Raw genomic sequence first — 23,240 nt, forward strand, 5'->3', positions numbered from 1 at the left:
TTTGCTACTCTACGTATAATTTCAGGTTTTTCTTTATCCAATACAGGTTTTTCGATTGGACTTCTAAAAATACTAATATTAACCATAGGTTGTACCTCTTTTCTAGGTTTTACCCATACTTTGATCTTAAGATACTATATACAATCACCTTAAAATCAAGGTTTTCTAAGGACTTTCATTATCCTTATGTTCTTAGTATATCACTTTGGTCAGTTTTAGTCAAGAGGTTTGATCAATTTTGACTAATTTTTTTTAAAAATTTTTATAACAAAAAAACCAGTCAGAGTGACTGGTTTTTGATTTACTATTTATAAATCTTAGCTCAATGCATCATCCATTGAAAGAACTTCGTGGAAGACACGTTGTGTTAATTCAGTTTTTTGTTCTGGAGTGAGGTATTTAGTGTTTACACAGTATCCAGAGATACGTACGATTACGTCTTCACCTGACATGATCTTTTCGTAAACATCGTTCAAGTCCATAACGTTCAAGTTAACGTGTTGTCCACCGTTTTCGAAGTAACCATCAAGGATTGTTACCAAGTTATCAACTTGTTCATCACGAGTTTTACCAAGAGCGCGAGGTGATACTTGAGTTGTCAATGAGATACCATCAGCTGCATAACCAAAGTCAAGGCTAGCAAGTGAGTTCAAGTTTTGCAACCATCCACCTTTAGCTTTGTTAGATGGGTTCGCACCTGGTGAGAAGAATTCCAATTTAGACAAGTTCACAGAACCATCTTCGTTGAGGTATACACCTTTGTGGACTGGTGAGTTACCAGTTTGTTTAGAGTAAGCAACGTTAGATGTGATTGTCAAAAGTGATACAGTAGCTTCTGCGTCTTTGTAAAGTTTGTGGCTACGTAGACGAGTTGTGTAAGCTTCGATCAACCATTCTGCCAATTCGTTTGAACGTGGGTCATCTTCACCCCAACGTGGGTATTCACCGATTGTTTCGTAATCGTAGATGTAGCCATTTTCGTCACGGATTGGTTTAACTGTAGCGTACTTGATAGCTGACAATGTATCAACAGTGTTAGCAAATCCACAGATACCGAATCCCATGTTAGCACGTTGTTTAGTTGGCAAGAAGGCCATTTGAACAGCTTCGTAGTTGTACTTATCAGTCATGTAGTGGATGATGTTCAAAGCATCTACGTAAGTGTCAGTCAACCAGTCAAGAGATTTTTCAAAGTTTGCTTTAACTGATTCGAATTCAAGAACTTCGTCACGGATTGGTTCGATGTCAAATACTTTATAGTCTTTATGAACATCGTCGTAACCACCGTTCAAACCAGTAAGAAGAGCTTTAAGAACGTTAACGCGAGCACCGAAGTACTGGATGTTGTGACGTTGCTCTTCGTTTTCTGGGTCAAGTGGAGACACACAACATGAGATACAGCTCATTTCACCGTATCCATCTTTAGCCATTGTTGTAACACCTTCGTATTGGATTGAAGAGTGTTTGTGGCTCATGTGCATACAGTAGCGACGGAAGTTGTATGGCAATTTGTCAGTCCAAAGAACTGTCAAGTTTGGTTCTGGAGAGTTACCGATGTTATCAAGAGTGTTCAAGAAACGGTAATCCATTTTAGTAACACGGTGACGACCGTCGTTACCCATACCAGCCATAGAAGTTGTGATGAAGGTTGGGTCACCTGAGTACAATTGGTCATAAGCTTTTGTACGAGCAAATTTAACTGTACGAAGTTTCATAACGAAATCATCAACAAATTCTTGGATTTCTGATTCAGTAAATGTACCACGAGCAAGGTCACGTTCTGCGTAGATATCCAATACGATTGGCACACGTCCTAGAGATGTAGCTGCACCGTTGATAACACGGCAGACAGCCATGAAGGCAATGTTTACCCATTGGATAGCTTCTTTAACGTTCATCGCTGGTTTGCGAACGTCAACTCCGTAAAGATCACCCAAGCGTACAACTTGTTGCAATGCTTGATATTGTAAGTTGATTTCTTCACGAAGACGGATTGTTTCTTCATCGATTTCTTCGATTGAGTTCCAATCGTTTACTTTTTCTTGCATCAAGTAGTCTGCACCATAAAGAGCAAGACGTGCATAAACACCGATGATACGTCCACGTGAGTATGCATCTGGAAGACCAGTTACAGTGTGAGCGTGACGAGCACGACGGATGTTTGAAGTGTAAGCACGGAAGATACCGTCGTTAACAGTTGTTACATATTTTGTGAAAATTTCGTGAACAGCTGGATCTGGTTCGTATCCGTTTTCTTTCAAAGTAGTTTCAGCCATACGGATACCACCTTTTGGCATGAAGTTCAATTTGAAGAGTTCATCGTTTTGGATACCATAAATAACTTCGTTTTCTTTGTCGATGAATCCTGCAGGGATGTCAGCGATAGAAGTTGGACGAGTGTCCATTGGGAAACGAGTTTCTTCGTAGTGTGCTTTAGTTTCTTCTACGATTTTTTTGATGTGAAGTGAACGCTCTGTTGGTCCTGCAAGGAAGCTTTCATCTCCATCATAAGGTGTGTAGTTAGCTTGTACAAAGCGTGATACACTTGCTTTTTCTTTCCAGTCAACACCTTTAAAGCCTTCCCAGGCTTTGTCAAAAATGTCCTGTGCTTCAACAACTGTCTTAACAACCATGTTAATGTCCTCTTTTATCTTTCTAGTAACAGTAATCTGTTACATTCATATATTCAGTATAACACACAGTAAACGATTTCAACAAGTGAAATCACACTTTTTAGGCACTTTCTTTTATAATACAGTTGTTATTTTAGTACAAACTGTAGTATATTTTTGAAAAATAATTAGCTATTTCCTATTTTTTCAGAAAAAAGGTATAATAAGGCTAGAAAAACTACCAAAGAAAGGCCATTTCATGCTGATATTTCCACTGATGAATGATTTATCCCGTAAAATTATCCATATTGACATGGATGCCTTTTTTGCTGCTGTAGAAATTCGTGACAATCCTAATCTTAAAGGGAAACCTGTTATTATTGGTAGTGACCCTAGGAAAACAGGTGGTCGGGGTGTTGTTTCAACCTGTAGTTATGAAGCCAGAGCATTCGGCATTCACTCAGCTATGAGTTCCAAAGAGGCTTATGAACGTTGTCCTCAAGCTATTTTTATTTCTGGGAACTATGACAAATATACTACTGTTGGCCAACAGATTCGAGCTATTTTTAAACGATATACGGATAAAATTGAACCCATGAGTATCGACGAAGCCTATCTAGATGTAACTGAAAACAAGCTTGGTATCAAATCTGCTGTTAAAATTGCTCGTTTAATTCAGCAGGATATCTGGAATGAATTGCGATTAACAGCTTCTGCCGGTGTATCATACAATAAATTTTTAGCTAAAATGGCAAGTGACTACCAAAAGCCTCGTGGTTTGACAGTCATTTTACCTGATGAAGCTGAAGATTTTCTCAAACAAATGGATATCGCTAAATTCCACGGTGTGGGCAAGAAAACAGTTGAAAAACTCCATCAAATGGGGGTATATACAGGTACTGACCTTTTAGAGATTTCTGAAATCACTCTCATTGATCGTTTCGGAAGACTTGGCTTTGATCTATATCGTAAGGCTCGAGGTATAGATAACTCTCCTGTCAAATCAAATCGTATCCGTAAGTCTATTGGTAAAGAAAAAACTTACAGTAAGATTCTAAGTCTAGATGAAGATATTAAAAAAGAGCTAACTCTCCTTTCGGAAAAAGTTGCTCTTAGTCTTCAAAAATATGAAAAAAGTGGTAAGATCGTCATTTTGAAAATCCGCTATGCTGACTTTTCTACTTTGACAAAACGAAAAACACTGAATCAACAAACACAAGACTCTGAAAAAATTGCTCAAAGTATTATCCAACTCTACGAAACACTGAGTGTTAAAGACAAGGGAGTCCGTTTATTAGGAGTCACTGTGACAGGATTTTAAAAACCTTGAAGGAATCTACCCTCAAGGTTTTTTTCTTATACAAATAATCGAACAAAGCTATAAAGTAGTAACACACTACCAAGGACAATACGGTATTTACCAAAGACTGTAAAGTCGTGTTTTTTTACATAGCTGGTCAAGAAACGAATGGCAACCATGCTGACTGCAAAAGCCACTACCATTGCTACCAAGAGCAAGAAGAATTGACCAAAACTCAAGACTTCTCCCGCCTTGATGAATTTAAAAATCTTCAAAGCACTGGCTCCAAACATAACTGGAATTCCTAGATAGAAGGTAAATTCTGTTACCACTGAACGACTAGTCCCATTCAACAAACCACCTACGATAGTTGCTCCAGAACGGCTAGTCCCTGGTAGAAGGGCCAAGACTTGGAAAAGACCGATATACAATGCTGTTTTGTAAGGTAATTTGTCTAACTCAGTAACTGTTGGCTCAATCGCTTGCGCTTTGTTGCGTTTTTCAAGATAGATAAAGGCAACCCCATAAACAATCAACATGATGGCTACTGAAACCATATTATGGAAGTGAGTATCAAACCAATCATCAAACTTAAAGACTAGGAGAAGAGGTAGGGTCGCAACAAAAACTTTGGACCATAATTGCCAAGTTCTACGAACTTGAACTTTATCCTTACCTGGTTTGAAGGGATTAAGCTTGTTAAAGTAGATAACCATAACGGCTAAGATTGCACCCAGCTGAATGACTACGTTAAACATAGTCATGAAGGCTTCATTTTGATCTTTATACTGGATAAACTCTTCTGCTAAAATCAAGTGACCAGTACTTGAAATCGGCAACCATTCCGTAATTCCTTCAACAATACCAAAAAAGATTGATTTTAAAATTTCAAAAAAATACATAGATTACTCCTTTTACTATCCTCCATTATATCATACTTTTAAAGCATGTGTTGAGTTTTATTTAGAAAGCACCAACACTTCCACCACCGCCACCGCCTGAGAAACCACCACCAGAGCTACCGCTTCCGGATGATACAGAAAAGGTACTTGCTGTATTTGCGACCGATGTGTATAGATTGATTTGAGTAGCAGATGTGTGAAATTGTTTATCCCACCCACAAGATACATAAAGATTCATAGCAGCATTTTCAAGTTGAATATTGTGAAGTTTCATGATTTTATTCACCTTCTTAGCGTATCCATAGAGAGTTGCATAGACCAAAAGACGATTCCAAACAACAATACTCTCTAGTTCAGCCTTATCAAGATGAGCAATATCCCGAAGCATATTTTCAAAACTTGTCCAGAGATAAACAACTTCTGCCCCTTCTTCATTTAAGACTCCATCACGAGAAGGTCCTCGAGTTACTAAATGAATCAAACCACTCGCTAGTAAACCAATTAAACCTAAGGAAAGTAAAGGAAGCGAGAAATAGCCATGTGTTCGAAAACTATAGTAGAAAATGATAAGTCCGACAACACCTGTTACAGCCGAACAGACTTTCATTTTTTTCACAAGATTATTTTCTTTTTCCGTTAAAGGTCGATAATAACTTGGAATTCGTAAAATTTTCACCTTGTCTCGAACACAACTTTGCATGCGTTCAAGTCGTCTCTCAAAGGAACGCTTGAGGTGCATGCCGAATTCTCGAATATGCTTCTCATCAGCTTCCTTAGCTCCATGGAACAATCCAGAAGAAACTTGATATTCAGGGAAAAGGTCTGAAAGAGCCAATTCTTTTTTTGTAGAAAGAGTCATCCGCAGGCACTCCTTCTCAAAATTAGACAAACCTTTTTCACTGTTAATTTTGATCCAAGGCTCTTCTTCACCTTGAAAAATGGATAAATGCCCTCGATCGACTAAATCTAACAAGGTTGCTTGAATTAGTTGTTCAAAGGTGAATTTACCAAACTTCTGCTTATTTAGAGGGCTAATTTCCTCTAAGGATGTTGAATAGATTGCTTCTGCCAAAACCATTGGAGGTAGGTCCATTGGGGGTTCGTAGAGACGATGATTCTTTGGATATACCTTTTTAAGAGTCGTATGCTGACGAAATTCTCTATAATAGTAGATCGTTAGTAGTAAGAGAGCGATAAAGAAGATTGGAAAAATCCATTTTATCATGACCTTGGCGTGCACTTTATCGGCTTTTATTTCTATCTCAACTCTTTTGAAGTTACTTAAATCATCTTCATTCAACCCTTGACTTGGAGCACTTGAGAAAGCCTCTCTTGGCCAATAGGCGTGTAGTTCAACTTGACGTTTTTTAGGAAGATCCTTCATCTTCACCCAGTAGATATCATTGACTTTTTCGACACTTTCCTCATTTAGGAGTTCGCCAGTATGGAAAAAGAGTTTCTCTGCCGGACTATCTGAAGTTACTCGAAATTCCAGATCTTTGATATCCCCTGAACTATCTGTCAATGGTTGCCAATTTAACTCAGCAATATCCTGATATAAGAAAAGAAGGTTTTTAAGTTGCCAAGTAACAGTCACACGAACAGTATCTCCTGCGTTTCCCGGATTAAAAATGGTGACCTTGTAGCCATCCTCTTCTTCCTTAGTATATGAAAGGACATCTTGAACAATCTGGCCATTTTTAGATACTAAGACAGTTGGTTCGTCATCAATTTCAAATCCCTTCGGCATTTTCCCTGCTTTTCCGAGTCCAATCAATTGACCATTAAAATCATCTTTAAAGTGGTAGGTGATTGTTTCTTTGAAAACCGCTGTATTATCTGCATGAATATTCAAATCACCCTTATAGGACAGAATATCGAAGTCTACTGCAAAAACTAGACGAGGCACAAATAGCAAACAGGTAAATACCAGAGCAAGAAGCCATCTCTTTTTCATTTTACATTCCCTTTCATGTTTTTTCACTATTATATCATTTTTTAGAAGTTAAGGTTTACTTGTATTGAAAATCTTACCATTTTTAGATACAATAGAGGGAGCCATTTTTAGACTAGAAATAGGAGAAAACATGAAAAAATTATGCTTATCTATCCTTGCTAGCTTAGCCCTTACTCTAGGACTAGTTAGCCAGGTCCAAGCCGATGAATATTTACGCATCGGAATGGAGGCAGCTTACGCACCATTTAACTGGACTCAAGATGACGACAGTAACGGCGCTGTCAAGATTGATGGAACAAACCAATATGCTAACGGTTACGATGTTCAAATTGCAAAAAAAATCGCTAAAGATCTGGGTAAAGAACCACTCATTGTAAAAACAAAATGGGAAGGACTTGTTCCAGCTCTGACTTCTGGAAAGATTGATATGATCATTGCTGGTATGAGTCCAACCGCTGAACGTAAGCAAGAAATTGCCTTCTCAAGCAGTTACTATACCAGTGAACCAGTACTTTTAGTCAAAAAAGATTCAGCCTATGCAAACGCCAAAACACTAGATGATTTTAAAGATGCAAAAATCACTTCTCAACAAGGGGTTTACCTTTACGACTTGATTTCTCAAATTCCAGGCGCTAAAAAAGAAACTGCCATGGGTGATTTCGCTCAAATGCGTCAAGCTCTTGAAGCTGGTGTCATTGACGCCTATGTTTCTGAACGACCAGAAGCCCTAACTGCTGAGTCAGCAAATGCAAAGTTCAAAATGATTCAGCCTGAACCTGGTTTTAAAACCGGGGAAGAAGATACCTCTATCGCTATCGGTCTTCGTAAGGATGACGAACGTATCAGCCAAATCAATGCTAGCATCGAAACCATCTCTAAAGATGAACAAGTTGCCCTAATGGATCGTATGATTAAAGAGCAACCTGTAGAAGCTACAACTACTGAAGAAAACAGCAGTAATTTCTTTAGCCAAGTTGCTAAAATTCTAACTGAAAACTGGCAACAACTCTTGCGTGGTGCTGGAATCACACTTTTAATTTCAATTATCGGTACCATCGTTGGTCTCGTTATTGGTCTTGCTATCGGTGTTTTCCGTACTGCGCCTCAATCTGAAAATCAATTTATCTACGTCATTCAAAATATAGTTGGTTGGATTCTCAATATCTATATTGAAATTTTCCGTGGAACTCCTATGATTGTACAATCTATGGTTATCTACTATGGAACTGCCCAGGCTTTCGGAATCAACCTAGACCGTACTCTGGCTGCTATCTTTATCGTTTCTATCAATACCGGTGCCTACATGACCGAAATCGTTCGTGGTGGTATCCTAGCTGTTGACAAGGGACAATTTGAAGCAGCTACTGCACTTGGTATGACTCATAATCAAACCATGCGTAAGATTGTTTTACCTCAGGTAGTTCGAAATATCCTACCTGCTACTGGTAATGAGTTCGTTATCAACATCAAGGATACTTCTGTATTGAATGTTATCTCTGTTGTAGAACTTTACTTCTCAGGAAATACAGTAGCAACACAGACTTACCAGTACTTCCAAACCTTTACTATTATCGCAGTTATCTACTTTGTCCTCACCTTTACAGTAACACGTATCCTACGCTATATCGAAAAACGTATGGATATGGATACTTACACTACAGGTGCTAACCAAATGCAAACGGAGGATTTGAAATAATGAATCAACCCATTCTTGAAATCAAACACCTCAAAAAATCCTATGGACAAAACGAGGTCCTAAAAGATATCTCTCTTACTATCCATAAAGGAGAAGTTATTTCTATCATTGGAAGTTCCGGTAGTGGTAAATCAACCTTCCTACGTTCAATCAACTTACTTGAAACACCAACTGAAGGTAAAATCCTTTATCACGGTGAAAATGTCCTCGAAAAAGGATATAACCTCACTCACTATCGAGAAAAACTAGGAATGGTCTTCCAGTCCTTCAACCTTTTTGAAAATCTAAACGTGCTTGAAAATACAATCGTTGCCCAAACAACTGTACTCAAACGTGATCGCTCAGAAGCAGAGAAAGTCGCTAAAGAGAACCTTGAAAAAGTTGGCATGGGAGAACGTTACTGGCAAGCCAAACCTAAACAACTTTCTGGTGGGCAAAAGCAGCGTGTTGCTATTGCTCGTGCACTTTCCATGAATCCTGATGCCATTCTCTTTGATGAGCCTACATCAGCCCTTGACCCTGAAATGGTCGGTGAAGTTCTCAAAATCATGCAAGATTTAGCTCAAGAAGGCTTGACCATGATCGTCGTAACCCACGAAATGGAATTTGCTCGCGATGTATCACACCGTGTTATCTTTATGGATAAGGGTGTCATTGCAGAAGAAGGCAAACCAGAAGATCTATTTACTAATCCCAAAGAAGAACGTACAAGAGAATTTTTACAACGCTATCTTCGATAATAAAAAAGACTGCCATTGCAGTCTTTTTTTTATATTCTAAAAAATTAAAAGGCAGATTCTTTTCGAACCTGCCTATATCCAAAGACTAATCTTCAAATTTTTCATGATTTTTATTGTAGAAATCAATTAAGCCGAGGGCTGTTTCAAAGGAAATGTTTTTAACTTTTGCACGTCCTTGAGCCAAAGCAATGATAGACATCTCACGCGCATTCGTTTCCTTAGAAATACGATACCCTGTGATTTTCTTATCACGAACCCAGCTAACAACTGCTTCTACTTTTTCAAAGTTAGACTTAGCCATGTTATTCTCCTATATTTTTTCTTTACGCAATCTCATTCTATATGTTTTTATAGTGTTTGTCAATTGAAACACATATATTAATAACGTTATTGCGTTAAGATTATAATTATTTAGCTTTCAAAGCTGATAATATATGGGTTCGAATATCTTCAACTCCATTAGGATTTGCTGGCAAGAATATTGTATTATTTCCTTGTTTATCTGCAAAATTATTCAATGTATCCAAATACTGATTGGTTAATAGGATTGACATAATTTGTTCTTCAGTTAATTCGACATTGGCTCCTTTTAACTCTTTAATAGAATCAGCAAGTCCATCAACAATTGCTTTCCGCTGCTCTGCGATCCCCACACCATGGAGGCGATCTTTTTCTGCCTCAGCTTCTGCCGCTGTAACGATCTTAATTTTATCTGCTTCAGCCAATTCTTGAGCTGCCACTCTCTTACGTTGGGCAGCATTAATTTCGTTCATTGATTGTTTGACTTCTGCATCCGGCTCAACTTTGGTAATGAGCGTTTTAACGATAATATACCCATACGTTGACATTTCTTCCGCTACTTGTTTTTGAACTTCTAATGCAATTTCATCTTTTTTCTCAAACAATTCATCCAAAGTTAACTTAGGAACAGATGAGCGCAATGCATCTTCAATATAAGATTTGATTTGAGCTTCAGGTCTCATCAATTTATAGTAAGCGTCTGTAACGTTTAACTCATTTACACGATACTGAGTTGCGACATTCATAGTCACAAAAACGTTATCTTGGGTTTTGGTTTCAACCACGATCTCACTTTGTAAAAGGCGTAGCTGCACACGAGCTGCAATTTTGTCAATGCCAAATGGTGCCCGTAGATGAATACCACTATTACTTAACTTTTGATACTTACCAAATCGTTCGATAATTGCAACAGACTGTTGACGAACGACATAAACAGAGCTCACTAACATAGCTCCTACAATAAGCATTAGAATCACTAGAACAAGTAAAACTTGTAAAACCATGGGAATCTCCCCCTTTCTTCACTTACATTATAGCACTCGTATATAGGTTAGGCAAATGATATGATAAAAATTTTATAGGATATTAAACAAGCATATTATATAGAGTTTCATTCCCATTCAAGTTAATATAAGACGGGTCAAATTTCTCCATTCGGTGAATCAAGCCCGCATAATCATGCTTGTTAGCAAGAGCAATACCGATTAAGACTGGTCCTGTTCCCTTGCTGGCACGTTTAATATACTCAAAACGAGTGATGTCGTCATTCGGTCCTAAAATATCATTTACAAACTCGCGAAGTGCACCTGGACGTTGTGGGAAGTTCACCACAAAGTAATGCTTGATGCCATCATAAATTAAGGCACGCTCTTCCATCTCTGGCATACGGTTGATATCGTTATTTCCTCCAGAGATGATACAACAAATAGTCTTACCCTTTATATAATCTGACAGTACTTCCAAGGCCGCCACACTAGCAGCACCTGCAGGCTCAGCTACAATCCCCTGTTTAGAGTATAGATCTATCAAGGTCTCAGAGATTAAACCTTCATCCACTCCGATAAGCGTTTCAACATTTTTACGGGTTGCTTCATAGGTCAATTGTCCAACCTTCTGCACAGCAATCCCGTCTGCAAACTTATCAATTTCTTTGAGTTTAACCGGACCTCCAGCCTCAAATGCTGCCTTCATGGAACGAGCTCCGTTGGCTTCTACACCCAGAACTTCAATAGCCGGATTCGTTTCCTTTATATAAGTAGAAACTCCTGCAATGAGTCCTCCACCTCCTACAGGCACCAAGACAGTATCAAAATCAATGGATTCTTTTCGCGCTTCTTCTAAAATTTCATAAGCCACTGTTCCTTGACCTGCTTGAACATTCAGGTCATCAAAGGGATCAATAAAAGTACGATTTTCAGCAACAGTGTAGTCTTGAGCCGCCTTAGCCGAGGCATCAAAGGTATCACCAACTAATTTGATAGTTACAAAATCTCCACCAAAGAAACGAACTTGCCCAATCTTCTGTTGAGGTGTTGTAATGGGCATAAAAATAGTTGCAGGAATTTTCATCTCGTTACAAGTGTAGGCAACACCTTGAGCGTGATTTCCCGCTGATGCGCACACTACACCACGTTCACGTTCTTCCTTAGTCAATTGTGAGATGGCATAATAAGCTCCACGAATTTTAAAAGAGCGGACTCGTTGAGCATTTTCTTTTTTGAGATAAATTTTAGCTCCGTATTTTTCTGATAAATAATGATCGTAGTCAAGTGGTGTATTGGCTACGACACCACTCAGAACCTTGTGGGCCTTCACCACATCTTTTGCACTAAGCATAATCTTCTCCTTGATTCTTTTTCAAGATAAAAAGCGGGTTAGGTACCCCCCAACTCGCCTTCTATTTTTATTCTCAAAAATTAGTTGTAGATTTTGAATGCGTCATCGTCGTTTTTACCAACAAATGGCATTGCTTTACGCAACTCAGCACCAACCTTTTCAATTTCAAGGTTAGCTGCTTGTTCACGGTAAGCAGTCAATTTTGGACGTCCAGCTTTGTAGTCGTTGACAAAGTCGTTAGCAAATGTACCATTTTGGATATCAGCAAGAACTGCTTTCATGTTTTCTTTCACTTGTTCAGTGATGACACGTGGGCCTGAAACGTAGTCACCGTATTCAGCTGTGTTAGAAATTGATTGACGCATTTTCTTGAATCCACCCTCGTAGATCAAGTCAACGATGAGTTTCATTTCGTGAAGCACTTCAAAGTAAGCCAATTCTGGAGCATATCCAGCTTCCGTCAAGACTTCAAAACCAGCTTCAATAAGGGCAGTCAAACCACCACAAAGAACTGCTTGTTCACCAAACAAATCTTCTTCAGTTTCTTCTTTGTAAGTTGTTTCCAAAAGACCAACGCGCGCTGCACCAACACCTTTACACCAGTCCATAGCGATGTTTTTAGCATTTCCGGTTGCATCTTGGTAGACAGCGTAAAGCGCTGGAACACCAAAGCCTTCTTCGTAAGTACGACGTACTAAGTGTCCTGGCCCTTTAGGCGCACACATGAAGACATCTACATCTGCAGGAACTTTGATGAATTCGAAGTGGATATTGAAACCATGCGCAAATCCAACTGCATTCCCAGCTTCCAAGTTTGGAGCAATTTCTGCTTCGTACAATTCTTGTTGGATTTCGTCTGGTGCCAAAATCATGATAACATCAGCCAATTTAGTTGCTTCTGCTACTGTATAAGTATCAAAACCATCTTCTTTTGCCTTATCAAAAGATTTACCTGGACGAACACCAATGATTACATCGTGACCTGAATCACGCAAGTTTTGAGCGTGAGCATGACCTTGTGAACCATAACCGATAACAGCGATTTTTTTACCGTCAAGTGCTGCTACTTTTACATCTTTTTCGTATTCCATTTGAACTGCCATAGTTTTTCTCTCTTTTCTATATTTATTGCCTGAAGGCTAGATTAACAAATTTAAGTTATTTTTTACACAATGAAAATCAAAGAGCAAATTAGGAAGCTAGGCGCAGGCTGTACTTGAGTACGGCAAGGCAAAGCTGACGTGATTTGAAGAGATTTTCGAAGAGTATTAATCGCGGGTAAACCCAGTTGCACCCGTACGAGCGATATTCTTGATACCGTATGGTCGAATAACCCGAATCAAAGCTTCGCTCTTTTCAGCATTTCCAGTCATCTGAACTGTAATGGAACTTGGAGCCACATCAACAACAGTTGCACGGAAAGGCTGGATAATAGCTAAAATTTCTGCTCGCTTCTCAGCTGGTGCTGAGACCTTGATCAGAATCACTTCACGCTCGAGGTGCGGTTTATCTGTGATATCACGGACACGAATCACGTCGACCTGACGGTTGAGTTGTTTGATGATTTGCTCCACTTCATCGTGAGATGCAACATCAATGATAATAGTAATCCGTGACACATTAGGATTTTCTGTCGCCCCTACCGAGATACTCTCAATATTGACTTGGCGTCTAGACAAGACACCGGTAAAGCGATTGAGAACTCCTGACCGGTTTTGAAGTTTGGCTGTTAACATTCTACGCATTAAACTTCACCCCCAACATCTCATGATTACTCTTACCAGCTGGTACCATCGGTAAAACATGCTCTTTACGAGAAATATCTACCTCGATAAACATTGGTACATCTTCCAAGATGACTTCCAAATCCTTCTCTAAGGTTTCAGGATTATCAAATTTATAATTCTTAATTCCATAGGCTTGAGCCATCAATTGGAAATCTGGGAGGCTATCAAAGACTGACTCTGATGTTCGACCATCGTAGAAGGCTTCTTGCCATTGACGAACCATCCCAAGTGAATGGTTATTAAGCATGATGACCTTGATTGGAATCTTGTAGATGTTCAAGATTGCCAATTCCTGATTGGTCATTTGGAAACCACCATCACCGACAAAGAGCACGACCTCCTTATCTGGATTGGCAATTTTTGCTCCAATGGCTGCAGGAACTCCAAATCCCATGGTTCCCAGTCCACCTGAAGTTACGAGTTGACGCTCGTTTTGGTATGGATAGTATTGAGCTGTCCACATTTGGTGTTGTCCGACGTCAGTTACGACAATGGCATCACCCTTAGTCAATTCGCCTATACGTTCAATAACCGCTTGTGGTTGGACGACACGTTCCTTCTTATCATAAGAACGAACACGATTCTTATCTTTTGTAACTTTTTCAATCCATTTTTCAGTATTGTTACGAACGATTGGCTCCGCTAGCAACTGCTGCAAGGCCTTTTTCGCATCACCAACAACTGGGATATCAACAGCGATAATCTTACCAATCTCTGCTGGATCGATATCAATATGCGCAACTTTGGCATTCTTCGCAAATGTCTTAGGATTACCAGTCAAACGGTCATCAAAACGACAACCAATCGAAATCATAAAATCAGCTTCTGTCATCGCAATATTAGCCGCAAAGGAACCATGCATCCCACCCATTCCCAAAAATAGCGGATGACTGGTTGCGATTGTTCCCTGTCCCAAAAGACTGGTCACAACAGGAATTTGATAACGCTCTGCAAATTCATTTAACTCCGCAGCAGCCTCTGCATAGCTAATCCCACCACCAGCTAACAAAACTGGCTTCTTAGCCTTAGAGAGTTGCTTCAAAATCTTCTTGATTTGCATCTCATTTGGCTCTAAAGTTGGTTGATAACTTGGTAAATCTATCTCTGAAGAATAGACAAAGTCCGTTTCAAGAGCAGAAACATCTTTTGGCAAGTCAATAACAACTGGCCCTGGGCGACCCGTAGTCGCAATATGTACAGCCTCTGTAATCACACGTGGAATATCTGCTGTCTCACGAACCTGATAGTTGTACTTGGTAATTGGCATGGTAATTCCGACAATATCTGCTTCTTGGAAAGCATCCTTACCGATTCCCGCTCTTGCTACCTGACCTGTGAAGACCAAAAGGGGAACACTGTCACTCATAGCATCTGCAATACCAGTAATGGCATTGGTAGCTCCTGGTCCACTTGTGACGACTGCGACACCAAGTTTCCCTGTTGACTTAGCATAACCTTCTGCTTCATGAAGACAACCTTGTTCATGCCGACCTAGAATATGGCGAATGCCTTTAAAATTATAAATAGCATCATATAAAGGCAATACCGCCCCGCCTGGATAACCAAAAATCGTATCGATTCCCAGGTCACGGAGCGTTTCCAAAACGAGTTCTGAACCTGACTTTGGTGAGTCTAAAATGATTTTCTCCATCGTTCCCCTTTCTCTTCTCTTAAAATGACTTGTTTCTATAATACCATTTTTTCAAAAATTTTCAAGAGAAAAGAAACAATTTTCTGAATTTTCTATCTAGATACTTTACACTATCAAATAGATTAGAAAGTTTATACGTATTTATATTTTTTGAATAGAAAAAAGGTTGAGACAAAATGTCCCAACCTTTTGATTATTTACTAATTAAAGTGAGTTAACGTCAACCTTGATACCAACACCTTGAGTAGTTGTGATTGTCAAGCTTGTTACGTAAGTTCCTTTTGCTGTAGCTGGTTTAGCTTTTTGGATTGTTTCGTTGAATGCTTTGAAGTTTTCAACTAACTTGTCAGCTTCAAATGAAACTTTACCGATGATAGCTTGTACGATACCTGCACGGTCAGCACGGTAAGTAATTTTACCACCTTTAGACTCTTCAACTGCTTTAGCAACATCCATTGTTACAGTACCAGTTTTAGGGTTTGGCATCAAGTTACGTGGTCCAAGGACACGTCCAAGACGTCCAACAAGAGCCATCATGTCAGGTGTAGCGATAACTACGTCGAAGTCCAACCAACCGTCGTTGATTTTAGCAACAAGGTCGTCTTCACCAACGAAGTCTGCACCAGCAGCTTTAGCTTCTTCAGCTTTTGCACCACGTGCAAATACAAGAACGCGAGCTGTTTTACCAGTACCGTTTGGCAATACCATTGCTCCACGGATTTGTTGGTCAGCTTTTTTCACGTCGATGTTCAAGTTGTATGCAACTTCTACAGTTGCGTCAAATTTTGCAAAGTTAGTTTCTTTTGCAAGAGCTACAGCTTCTTCTACGCTGTATGCTTTTGTGCTGTCGATTTTCTCAAGAGCAGCACGAAGTTGTTTGCTTTTTTTAGCCATTTTCTATTCTCCTTGTAAGTGGTTCAATCGATTTTCATCTCCCACGTCACTTCTCGAAATGATGAAGTCTTGCGGGTTATATAGGGAAGTTATTGATTAGTCAACAACAGTGAATCCCATAGAACGAGCAGTACCTTCGATCATACGCATTGCAGACTCAATGTTTGCAGCGTTCAAATCTGGCATCTTAGTTTCTGCAATTTCTTGTACTTGTGCACGAGTAACTGTAGCAACTTTAGTTTTGTTAGGTGTACCTGATCCTTTTTCAACACCTGCAGCTTTTTTCAAAAGAACAGCAGCTGGTGGTGTTTTAGTAACGAAAGTAAATGATTTATCTTCGTATACTGAGATAACAACTGGAATGATCATACCAGCTTGATCAGCTGTACGAGCGTTGAACTCTTTTGTGAATCCCATGATGTTGATACCAGCTTGACCAAGAGCAGGTCCAACCGGTGGAGCTGGTGTAGCTTTACCAGCAGGGATTTGCAATTTTACAAGTTTTTCGACTTTTTTAGCCATTTTTAAATCCTCCTTTGTGGTTTTGGCGGTAATTTAGAGATTTTTACCTCCCACAAGTATGTTTTACACATACCCTACTATTATACACTAATCTATCTCAAATGCAAGAGAAAAATTCTATTTTTAGAGAAATTTTATTACTGAATTTGGCTATTATTTCTTTCGTGAAAGAGTTCTGAACTACAAACAAAAAACCGCTCTGTTTTGAGCGATTATAAGAAATAATAAAGTTTAGTAGGAATCCAGTTTTAAGAGCAGGCTTTTCCCTTTTTCAGTACTTCCACTTTCCACAAATCCAAGGGACTCAAAACATCGTCTGGAGGCATAATTGAAATCATAGATTTCTTGAACTTTCAATTGTTTCCAACCCTTTTTCCGAGCTAGATCAATCAAAGTCTTCAATACCTTGCGTCCAATTCCTTGATGTTGATAAGTCGGATTGCCAATCACAATAGGAAGATTCTCCTGAGATAAGGTTACATCCCCAATTGGAAACCACTCTCCCTTTTCTCTAAACTCAATCCAAAACAAATCCCCGTGTTTTTCTAAATAGGAATACATAGCATTCAATTTTTCTACATTATAGGGGCTTCTGACTCCATCTACAAATTCAACCAAATCCACATCTTGATACCAGGCCAAAGCTGCATCCTGATGATCTGCTAAAAAATAAGGAACTAGACGTAGGGAATCATCTATCTGAATGATTTTTGTCATCATTTTCTACTCCTAATACTAGCTCCGCTGCTTGATTAAAACCATCACACCAGTTGTACCATTTTGCTTCATACTCATCTTGGGCTAAGATATGATTTTTTAAATCCAGAATAGAGTATATCTTTCTTTCCTCACAAGCTTGTGCATAGAGATGATATAGTTCATCACCACCATCTTTATCCCACTCAGCAAAAATCGTATCCCGACCTGCTAACAAAGCTTGGTAAGCTCTGTGATGCCCATCTGTAATCAGCAAGCGATCTCCAAATGCAAGAACACTGATTGGATCCATATTGATGATTTCAGCCGACTGATAAAGCATCTGGATATCTTGCAACTTCTTTTCTGATAAGTATAGTTGAGTTGGATGAAGATTTTTTATCTTGACTTCCATTTTTTCTCCTCAAGAAGAGTTAATATCTACTTTTGTTTGCCTGTAAAACGCCATTGAAAGCGAAGTTTGTCATAAAATGGAAATTCAATGAATAGAATTCCAAGACCCATACAGAGACTAGCAAGAACATCTGATGGGTAATGAACTCCCAGATAGACTCTGGAAATGATTACACTTACTAGGTAGATTCCCAGTAAAATCTGGAGAATGAGCTTTACAGTCCTATCTTTCACTCTCTGTCCCACAATGATAATTAGAGAACCGATTAAGAGGGTTACTGCTAGCGAGTGACCACTAGGGAAAGAAAAGCCCTCTTCTTCGACCAAGTGTAAAATTTCAGGTCGGGGACGCTGATAGAGGTGTTTTAAGGACACAATTAAAATTCCAGCCAAACTAAGATTGCCAGCTACTAAAAGGCTTTCTGACTTCCACTTTTTCAGATAAAAAATAACAGTCAATAGAATTGCCCAAGAAATAACGATTGGTAAGTCAATCAGACGAGTAATCCCTCGAAAGATAGTTGTCAATATAGCTGGTAAATCTCCACGGATTGCTGTCTGGATAGACGAATCAAATGGTATCAATTGTTCTGGATAAAACTTAACGACATAACCCAGAATTACAAATAGTAAAAGGGCAAAAGAGCCCTTTGTTAAATATGTTTGTTTATCTTTCATAGTATTTCAAAGTTGGTTTCAAGAGGACAAATAATAACCAGAATGAGATGGCAAAGATGACTCCTTCAATCAAATTAAATGGTAAGACCATTGCCAACAAGTAATTACTAAGTCCTAGAATATTCTCTATATCGAAGTTAGCAAATTTTGCGTACAAAGGTACAGCATAAACGTAGTTTAGAACTAACATGGCTAAAGTAAGACCAATCGTCCCTGCTAATGAAGCTAGGACAAAACGCATAGTTGTACGCTCTTTTTTCCAAATCAGACCAAAAGCAAGAACAAAGACTCCTAAGGCTACGACATTCATCGGCAAACCAATGTAGGTACTAACTCCTTGGTTGTTCAAAAGGATTTTCAACAAGGACCGAAGGAATAGTACTCCTAAAGCCGCTGGTAAATCCAAGACTACCAAACCTACAAGAACTGGTAAGATACTGAACTCAATCCTTAAAAAGGATGCCGTCGGTAGAAGCGGAAAGTCAAAGTACATCAACACAAATGAAAGTGCTGATAAAATTGCAATGGTCGAAAGTCGACGTGTGTTTGTCATAACAGGTTCCTCCAATTTTCTATAAAATCAGAAGAAGTTGGAAAGTTTCTCTCTATCTACTCTCTTAACTATCTCAAAAAAACAACCTAAGCTTACAAAGAACTGGTTTTATTTCTATTATAATGAAGCAGAATAGACAAAGCCATCCTTTCGTCTTCTCCCATCCAGACTATACTGTCGGTTGTGGAATCTCACCACATCAGCTTGCGCTCGCGGACTTATTTGGCTAAGATATTTTAGATTTATCTAGACGTCGCAGTCGAAGATAATACTTAAAGTATATCGAGACAAGACAACGAAGAGAAAGCTAAAATAGCTAGTCAAATTTACCGCCGGTCGGGAATCACACCCTGCCCTGAAGACCCCTTTATGATAACAAAAAAAGCTTGCAAGCGCAAGCATTTTATCTCTTCTCAGTATCTATTTCAACTTATCCGTTTCGTAAGTATGAACCAGTTCGAGACCCGCAAAATTTTGTTGACGAAGAGCCTCATAGACAATCATACATACTGTATTGGATACATTGAGACTACGGACATGTTCATCATTCATAGGAATTCTGAGAGCTTTTTCAGGATGTTCCCGCATAAATTCCTCAGGCAAACCTTTATCTTCACGTCCAAAAAGAAAATAATGATTTCCTTCTATCGTGAAGTCAGCATCTGAATAGACCTTTTCTGCAAACTTGGAAATCAAGTAGACTTGACCATCCATTTTTTTCATAAATTCATCTAAACTATCATAAAAATAGATTTCAAGTTTGTCCCAATAGTCTAGCCCGGCTCGCTTCATTTTACGATCATCAATCGGAAAGCCCATCGGTTTGATAATATGAAGGGGCGCATTCGTCGCCGCACAGGTTCGTGCAATATTTCCCGTATTCTGTGGAATTTGTGGTTCAAACAATACAATATGATTGGCCATGCCTTGCTTCCTCTCACTAGTGCAAAAAAATAGCCACACTGCCCGGAGTCAAGCTCAGCAAACAGCGTGGTTAAGGCATCGTTAACTTACCTCACAACAGGTTTGAAGTAAATCAGCGAAACTACTTTTTTAGTATAACACTTTCAGCTTGATTGTCAATAGAAATGACTTGATTTTTTCATTTTTTTTACAAGCATATTTACAAAAGTTAAAATTTCAACTTTCAGCAAGCAATATCATAGAATTTACATAGATTGAGAATTTTCGGAACAAGTTTTTTCATAAACATATGATGTTTAAAGCAAAATATTTATTCGAATTCCCCTAATCCCTTTATTAAAGAAGGAAACAGTCGGTTGTTGAGTGCATTTTTTTCTAAAAAAAGGTATGATAGAGACATATTGAAAAAGTAGGTTAACTAACTATGAAGATTATTCTTGTCGGAGGAGGAAAAGTAGGTTCTGCCCTCTGTCGTTCACTTGTTGCTGACAACCATGATGTTGTCTTAATTGAACAGAACGAAACTGTTCTAAAATACTTGACCAGCCGTTTTGATATTATGGGAATCGCAGGTAACGGAGCTGACTTTGCTATGTTAGAAGCAGCCAATGTTCAAGATTGTGATATTTTCATTGCCATGACTCAATACGACGAAGTCAATATGGTTTCGGCTGTTTTAGCAAAAAAAATGGGAGCAAAGGAAACCATTGTTCGTGTACGAAATCCTGAATATTCCAACCCTTACTTTAAAGAAAAAAATATTCTTGGATTTTCACTCATTGTAAACCCTGAACTCCTAGCAGCTCGTGCTATCGCTAATATTATAGACTTCCCCAATGCTCTTTCTGTTGAGCGTTTTGCAGGTGGATTAGTCAGCTTAATGGAATTCAAGGTACGAAATTTCAGTAATATTTGTCAGATGTCTATTGCTGATTTCCGTAAAAAGTTTGGTAATGTTATTGTCTGTGCTATCGAACGCGACCACAAACTCATGATTCCTAGTGGAGATATGATTTTAGAAGATAAAGACCGTATCTTTGTGACAGGAAGTCGTGTCGATATGATGCTCTTCCACAACTATATTAAGTCCAGAGTTGTTAAGAGTTTACTCATCATAGGAGCTGGGAAAATTGCTTACTATCTCTTAGGTATGTTAAAAGACAGTCGTATCGATACCAAGGTTATTGAGGTCAATCCTGAAAGAGCTGCCTTTTTCAGCGAAAAATTCCCTAAACTCTATATAGTCCAAGGTGATGGAACAACTAAGGACACCCTCTTAGAAGAAAGTGCACAAAACTATGATGCTGTTGCCACTTTGACAGGAGTCGACGAGGAAAATATCATTACCTCTATGTTTTTGGATAACATAGGTGTTCAGAAAAATATTACCAAGGTAAACCGCACTAGCTTATTAGAAATTATCCACGCAACAGATTTCTCAAGTATCATCACCCCTAAAACAATCGCTGTTGATACCATCATGCACTTTATCCATGGTCGTGTAAATGCGCAATATTCTGACCTTCAAGCTATGCACCATCTAGCAAATGGACAGGTAGAAACTCTTCAATTCCTGATCAAGGAAGCCAATAAAATGACTGGCAAGCCTTTATCTCAATTGAAGCTCAAAAAGGATATCTTGATTGCTGCTATTATCCGCAATGGAAAAACGATCTTCCCAACAGGAGAAGATACCCTCCAGGTCGGTGATAAGCTAGTGGTTATCACTTTGCTTTCAAATATCACCAAGATTTATGATTTGTTAGAGAGGTAAGCTATGAATAGAAGTATGGTACGCTTTCTTCTTGCAAAGCTACTCTTGATTGAAGCTGGGCTACTTTTAGTTCCGGTTGGTATTGCTCTCTACTATCGAGAATCTAATCAAGTTTTTACAGCTCTTTTCTCTACCATCGGGATTCTTGTTGTCCTAGGTCTACTCGGAATCATCAAAAAGCCTAAAAAACAACGTATCTATGCCAAAGAAGGAGTCTTAATTGTTGCCCTATGTTGGATCCTCTGGTCTTTCTTTGGCTCCCTTCCCTTTGTCTTTTCAGGTCAGATCCCTAATTTTATCGATGCCTTCTTCGAAACTAGTTCCGGCTTCACTACTACGGGAGCAACTATCTTAAATGACGTTTCCGTCTTAAGCCGTTCTCTTCTATTTTGGAGAAGTTTCACCCACCTCATCGGAGGTATGGGGGTGCTAGTTTTTGCCCTAGCTATTATGGACAATGCAAAAAATAGTCACCTTGAGGTTATGAAGGCTGAGGTCCCTGGGCCAGTATTTGGTAAGGTTGTGTCTAAGCTAAAAAATACAGCACAGATCCTCTACATCCTGTATCTGGCAATGTTCGCCCTCTTTGTAGTGATTTATTATCTTGCTGGTATGCCACTCTACGATAGTTTTGTCATCGCTATGGGAACTGCTGGGACTGGTGGTTTCACTGTTTACAATGATGGAATCGCCCACTATAATAGTTCTCTCATTACCTATCTGACGAGTGTTGGGGTCTTGATGTTTGGTGTCAATTTCAACCTCTACTACTATCTCATGCTTCGTCGAGTCAAGGAATTCTTTTTCGATGAGGAGCTTCGTGCTTATCTCTTGATTGTCGTTGTTTCTACCGGTTTAATTACTCTCAATACACTCCACCTTTATAGTGGCGTTTCACAAAGTTTTGAGATGGCCTTCTTCCAAGTTTCTAATATCATCACTACAACTGGTTTTGGTTACGGAAACATAACCAATTGGCCTTTGTTTTCACAATATATTTTACTGATGCTGATGGCGATTGGTGGTTCTGCTGGATCTACTGCTGGTGGTCTCAAAGTGATGCGTGGAGTTATTCTAGCTAAAATTGCTAAAAATCAATTTTTGTCTACCATATCACCTCACCGTGTTTTAACTCTCCATGTTAATCAAACGGTAGTCGACAAGGACACCCAACACAAGATTCTCAAGTACTTTGTAGTTTACGTCATGATTCTACTCAGCTTAATGTTCATTATCAGTTTAGATGCTGACAATTTAATGATTGTTACGAGTGCCGTTTTCAGTTGCTTTAACAATATCGGCCCAATTCTCGGAACAACTGCAAGTTTCTCCATTTTTAGTCCATTTTCAAAACTCCTCCTATCCTTTGCAATGATTGCAGGACGTCTTGAAATTTATCCAATCATATTACTCTTTATGAAGCGAACCTGGTCTAAGCGTTAGCAATGTTATTATCAAAAACCACATCCCTCAAAAATGAGGGATGTTTTTTTCTGTTGATAA

Annotated in this window: 21 protein-coding genes and 1 riboswitch; of the genes, 5 read left to right on the forward strand and 16 right to left on the reverse strand. The window is 38.9% G+C overall.

The genetic code is table 11. The features are described 5' to 3' along the window. Positions 1-317: 317 nt before the first annotated feature. The gene (gene pflB / locus KBU52_RS04660) at positions 318-2,633 is read right to left on the reverse strand and encodes a formate C-acetyltransferase (protein WP_006151871.1); all 2,316 of its coding nucleotides are present in this window, start codon (positions 2,631-2,633) and stop codon (positions 318-320) included. Positions 2,634-2,871: 238 nt separating this feature from the next. On the opposite strand from pflB, the gene dinB reads away from it, so the two are divergent. Further along, positions 2,872-3,933 carry a DNA polymerase IV gene (dinB, locus tag KBU52_RS04665; RefSeq protein WP_254724494.1) on the forward strand — a complete coding sequence of 354 codons (1,062 nt, stop codon included), beginning with the start codon at positions 2,872-2,874 and terminating at the stop codon, positions 3,931-3,933. Positions 3,934-3,968: 35 nt separating this feature from the next. Here dinB and KBU52_RS04670 read toward each other — a convergent pair whose 3' ends face one another. Both KBU52_RS04670 and KBU52_RS04675 read right to left on the reverse strand, forming a co-directional pair. After that, entirely contained in the window at positions 3,969-4,814 is an 846-nt protein-coding gene (locus KBU52_RS04670; protein ID WP_254724495.1) for an undecaprenyl-diphosphate phosphatase, read from the reverse strand. A 61-nt stretch (positions 4,815-4,875) separates the two neighbouring features. Further along, entirely contained in the window at positions 4,876-6,771 is a 1,896-nt protein-coding gene (locus KBU52_RS04675) for a DUF2207 domain-containing protein (RefSeq protein WP_254724496.1), read from the reverse strand. A gap of 130 nt (positions 6,772-6,901) precedes the next feature. Between KBU52_RS04675 and KBU52_RS04680 the strand changes: the two genes are divergently transcribed. Next, complete coding sequence (locus KBU52_RS04680; protein WP_225750674.1) at positions 6,902-8,467, forward strand: ABC transporter substrate-binding protein/permease; 1,566 nt, start codon at positions 6,902-6,904, stop codon at positions 8,465-8,467. Further along, entirely contained in the window at positions 8,467-9,207 is a 741-nt protein-coding gene (locus KBU52_RS04685; protein ID WP_004251965.1) for an amino acid ABC transporter ATP-binding protein, read from the forward strand. The genes KBU52_RS04680 and KBU52_RS04685 overlap by 1 nt, the downstream gene beginning before the upstream one ends. Positions 9,208-9,292: 85 nt before the next feature. Here KBU52_RS04685 and KBU52_RS04690 read toward each other — a convergent pair whose 3' ends face one another. The 13 genes from KBU52_RS04690 to KBU52_RS04750 all read right to left on the reverse strand — a co-directional run bounded on the left by KBU52_RS04690 (position 9,293) and on the right by KBU52_RS04750 (position 19,963). Then, the gene (locus KBU52_RS04690; protein ID WP_004251963.1) at positions 9,293-9,508 is read right to left on the reverse strand and encodes a hypothetical protein; all 216 of its coding nucleotides are present in this window, start codon (positions 9,506-9,508) and stop codon (positions 9,293-9,295) included. A gap of 106 nt (positions 9,509-9,614) precedes the next feature. Continuing rightward, the gene (locus KBU52_RS04695; protein ID WP_004251962.1) at positions 9,615-10,511 is read right to left on the reverse strand and encodes an SPFH domain-containing protein; all 897 of its coding nucleotides are present in this window, start codon (positions 10,509-10,511) and stop codon (positions 9,615-9,617) included. An 82-nt stretch (positions 10,512-10,593) separates the two neighbouring features. Continuing rightward, positions 10,594-11,844: a threonine ammonia-lyase IlvA gene (gene ilvA, locus KBU52_RS04700; RefSeq protein WP_254724497.1), complete on the reverse strand. Its 1,251-nt coding sequence runs from the start codon at positions 11,842-11,844 to the stop codon at positions 10,594-10,596. Between the two features lie 80 nt (positions 11,845-11,924). Further along, positions 11,925-12,947 carry a ketol-acid reductoisomerase gene (gene ilvC / locus KBU52_RS04705; RefSeq protein ID WP_006147961.1) on the reverse strand — a complete coding sequence of 341 codons (1,023 nt, stop codon included), beginning with the start codon at positions 12,945-12,947 and terminating at the stop codon, positions 11,925-11,927. 165 nt (positions 12,948-13,112) lie between these two features. Continuing rightward, a complete protein-coding gene (gene ilvN / locus KBU52_RS04710) occupies positions 13,113-13,589 on the reverse strand; it encodes an acetolactate synthase small subunit (RefSeq protein ID WP_004251957.1) in 477 nt (158 codons plus the stop codon). Further along, positions 13,582-15,282 carry an acetolactate synthase large subunit gene (locus KBU52_RS04715; protein ID WP_006152123.1) on the reverse strand — a complete coding sequence of 567 codons (1,701 nt, stop codon included), beginning with the start codon at positions 15,280-15,282 and terminating at the stop codon, positions 13,582-13,584. The genes ilvN and KBU52_RS04715 overlap by 8 nt, the downstream gene beginning before the upstream one ends. Positions 15,283-15,486: 204 nt before the next feature. Next, the gene (gene rplA / locus KBU52_RS04720; RefSeq protein WP_001085672.1) at positions 15,487-16,176 is read right to left on the reverse strand and encodes a 50S ribosomal protein L1; all 690 of its coding nucleotides are present in this window, start codon (positions 16,174-16,176) and stop codon (positions 15,487-15,489) included. A gap of 96 nt (positions 16,177-16,272) precedes the next feature. Then, positions 16,273-16,698, reverse strand: coding sequence for a 50S ribosomal protein L11 (gene rplK / locus KBU52_RS04725; RefSeq protein ID WP_001085808.1), 426 nt, complete (start codon positions 16,696-16,698; stop codon positions 16,273-16,275). Positions 16,699-16,929: 231 nt separating this feature from the next. Then, positions 16,930-17,415 carry a GNAT family N-acetyltransferase gene (locus tag KBU52_RS04730; RefSeq protein WP_006155723.1) on the reverse strand — a complete coding sequence of 162 codons (486 nt, stop codon included), beginning with the start codon at positions 17,413-17,415 and terminating at the stop codon, positions 16,930-16,932. Continuing rightward, on the reverse strand, positions 17,390-17,809 hold the full coding sequence (locus KBU52_RS04735) for a ParB-like protein (RefSeq protein WP_254724498.1): 420 nt from the start codon (positions 17,807-17,809) through the stop codon (positions 17,390-17,392). The genes KBU52_RS04730 and KBU52_RS04735 overlap by 26 nt, the downstream gene beginning before the upstream one ends. Positions 17,810-17,835: 26 nt before the next feature. After that, positions 17,836-18,486 carry a phosphatase PAP2 family protein gene (locus KBU52_RS04740; RefSeq protein WP_254724499.1) on the reverse strand — a complete coding sequence of 217 codons (651 nt, stop codon included), beginning with the start codon at positions 18,484-18,486 and terminating at the stop codon, positions 17,836-17,838. Next, positions 18,476-19,039, reverse strand: a complete 564-nt coding sequence (locus tag KBU52_RS04745) for an ECF transporter S component (RefSeq protein ID WP_254724500.1) — start codon at positions 19,037-19,039, stop codon at positions 18,476-18,478. The genes KBU52_RS04740 and KBU52_RS04745 overlap by 11 nt, the downstream gene beginning before the upstream one ends. 148 nt (positions 19,040-19,187) lie before the next feature. After that, positions 19,188-19,406: riboswitch (FMN riboswitch) on the reverse strand. Positions 19,407-19,459: 53 nt separating this feature from the next. Beyond that, positions 19,460-19,963, reverse strand: coding sequence for a tRNA (cytidine(34)-2'-O)-methyltransferase (locus tag KBU52_RS04750; protein ID WP_036756945.1), 504 nt, complete (start codon positions 19,961-19,963; stop codon positions 19,460-19,462). A 424-nt stretch (positions 19,964-20,387) separates the two neighbouring features. On the opposite strand from KBU52_RS04750, the gene trkA reads away from it, so the two are divergent. Together trkA and KBU52_RS04760 are read left to right on the forward strand one after the other, a co-directional pair. After that, positions 20,388-21,737, forward strand: a complete 1,350-nt coding sequence (trkA, locus tag KBU52_RS04755; protein WP_254724501.1) for a Trk system potassium transporter TrkA — start codon at positions 20,388-20,390, stop codon at positions 21,735-21,737. Positions 21,738-21,740: 3 nt separating this feature from the next. Continuing rightward, positions 21,741-23,180, forward strand: a complete 1,440-nt coding sequence (locus KBU52_RS04760) for a TrkH family potassium uptake protein (protein WP_254724502.1) — start codon at positions 21,741-21,743, stop codon at positions 23,178-23,180. Positions 23,181-23,240: the final 60 nt, after the last annotated feature.

Origin of the sequence: Streptococcus sp. 9.1(2021), from assembly GCF_030466425.1 — a bacterium.
Classification (GTDB): domain Bacteria; phylum Bacillota; class Bacilli; order Lactobacillales; family Streptococcaceae; genus Streptococcus; species Streptococcus wuxiensis.

Excerpts from the sequence above, each read along its gene's own strand:
- pflB (WP_006151871.1), bottom strand. The coding sequence starts at position 2,633 with ATGGTTGTTAAGACAGTTGTTGAAGCACAGGACATTTTTGACAAAGCC.
- dinB (WP_254724494.1), top strand. The coding sequence starts at position 2,872 with ATGCTGATATTTCCACTGATGAATGATTTATCCCGTAAAATTATCCAT.
- KBU52_RS04760 (WP_254724502.1), top strand. The coding sequence starts at position 21,741 with ATGAATAGAAGTATGGTACGCTTTCTTCTTGCAAAGCTACTCTTGATT.
- KBU52_RS04730 (WP_006155723.1), bottom strand. The coding sequence starts at position 17,415 with ATGACAAAAATCATTCAGATAGATGATTCCCTACGTCTAGTTCCTTAT.
- KBU52_RS04750 (WP_036756945.1), bottom strand. The coding sequence starts at position 19,963 with ATGGCCAATCATATTGTATTGTTTGAACCACAAATTCCACAGAATACG.
- rplA (WP_001085672.1), bottom strand. The coding sequence starts at position 16,176 with ATGGCTAAAAAAAGCAAACAACTTCGTGCTGCTCTTGAGAAAATCGAC.
- KBU52_RS04735 (WP_254724498.1), bottom strand. The coding sequence starts at position 17,809 with ATGGAAGTCAAGATAAAAAATCTTCATCCAACTCAACTATACTTATCA.
- KBU52_RS04670 (WP_254724495.1), bottom strand. The coding sequence starts at position 4,814 with ATGTATTTTTTTGAAATTTTAAAATCAATCTTTTTTGGTATTGTTGAA.
- trkA (WP_254724501.1), top strand. The coding sequence starts at position 20,388 with ATGAAGATTATTCTTGTCGGAGGAGGAAAAGTAGGTTCTGCCCTCTGT.
- rplK (WP_001085808.1), bottom strand. The coding sequence starts at position 16,698 with ATGGCTAAAAAAGTCGAAAAACTTGTAAAATTGCAAATCCCTGCTGGT.
- KBU52_RS04745 (WP_254724500.1), bottom strand. The coding sequence starts at position 19,039 with ATGACAAACACACGTCGACTTTCGACCATTGCAATTTTATCAGCACTT.
- KBU52_RS04680 (WP_225750674.1), top strand. The coding sequence starts at position 6,902 with ATGAAAAAATTATGCTTATCTATCCTTGCTAGCTTAGCCCTTACTCTA.
- KBU52_RS04715 (WP_006152123.1), bottom strand. The coding sequence starts at position 15,282 with ATGGAGAAAATCATTTTAGACTCACCAAAGTCAGGTTCAGAACTCGTT.
- KBU52_RS04695 (WP_004251962.1), bottom strand. The coding sequence starts at position 10,511 with ATGGTTTTACAAGTTTTACTTGTTCTAGTGATTCTAATGCTTATTGTA.
- KBU52_RS04740 (WP_254724499.1), bottom strand. The coding sequence starts at position 18,486 with ATGAAAGATAAACAAACATATTTAACAAAGGGCTCTTTTGCCCTTTTA.
- KBU52_RS04690 (WP_004251963.1), bottom strand. The coding sequence starts at position 9,508 with ATGGCTAAGTCTAACTTTGAAAAAGTAGAAGCAGTTGTTAGCTGGGTT.
- ilvC (WP_006147961.1), bottom strand. The coding sequence starts at position 12,947 with ATGGCAGTTCAAATGGAATACGAAAAAGATGTAAAAGTAGCAGCACTT.
- ilvN (WP_004251957.1), bottom strand. The coding sequence starts at position 13,589 with ATGCGTAGAATGTTAACAGCCAAACTTCAAAACCGGTCAGGAGTTCTC.
- KBU52_RS04685 (WP_004251965.1), top strand. The coding sequence starts at position 8,467 with ATGAATCAACCCATTCTTGAAATCAAACACCTCAAAAAATCCTATGGA.
- KBU52_RS04675 (WP_254724496.1), bottom strand. The coding sequence starts at position 6,771 with ATGAAAAAGAGATGGCTTCTTGCTCTGGTATTTACCTGTTTGCTATTT.
- ilvA (WP_254724497.1), bottom strand. The coding sequence starts at position 11,844 with ATGCTTAGTGCAAAAGATGTGGTGAAGGCCCACAAGGTTCTGAGTGGT.